This window comes from Pararhodobacter sp. SW119 (genome assembly GCF_017811755.1).
Classification (GTDB): Bacteria; Pseudomonadota; Alphaproteobacteria; order Rhodobacterales; family Rhodobacteraceae; genus Pararhodobacter.
Genome location: NZ_JADDJF010000186.1, coordinates 1 through 576 on the forward strand (window position 1 = coordinate 1; position 576 = coordinate 576).

The following is a 576-nucleotide window of genomic DNA, read 5'->3' on the forward strand; positions in this document are numbered from 1 at the left end:
ACTCCACGTGATCGCGGGCAGGTCTGGCCGACAGTCTGAAGCTACGGTGCCCTCGTGTTGAGCGAGGGGACCTGGATGCCAACGGAACGACTGTCGATGCGCCGGATACGCGATGTTTTGCGATTGAAGTATGCCCAGGGGCTGAGCGAGCGGGCGATCGCCGCGTCACTCGGGCTGGGGAAGGGAACGGTTGGGGCCTATCTCGGGCGGGCGCGGACGGCTGGCCTGACCTGGCCGCTGCCCGGCGCCCTGACTGACGACGACCTCGAACTGCTGTTGTTTCCTGCGTCCCCATCGGTGCCGGATCGGGAGCGGCCGGTTCCGGACTGGGCCGCGGTTGACCGGGAACTGCGGCGCCCGGGCGTGACGCGGGCTCTGCTCTGGGAGGAATATCGCGCCACCCATCCGCTGGGCTTCGGTTATGCCTGGTTCTGCGATCACTATGAGGCCTGGAAGGGCCGGGTCCGCCCGACGATGCGGCAGACGCATCGGGGTGGAGAGAAGGTGTTCGTCGATTTCGCTGGCGACGCGATCGATGTCATCGATTCCGAGACCGGTGAAGTTCGGGCGGTGAAG

Annotated in this window: 1 protein-coding gene; it reads left to right on the forward strand. The window is 66.5% G+C overall.

Going from position 1 to position 576, the window contains the following annotated elements:
• Positions 1-75: 75 nt before the first annotated feature.
• On the forward strand, positions 76-576 hold a 501-nt coding region (locus IM708_RS21180; RefSeq protein WP_280861234.1), incomplete at its 3' end, for a sigma factor-like helix-turn-helix DNA-binding protein.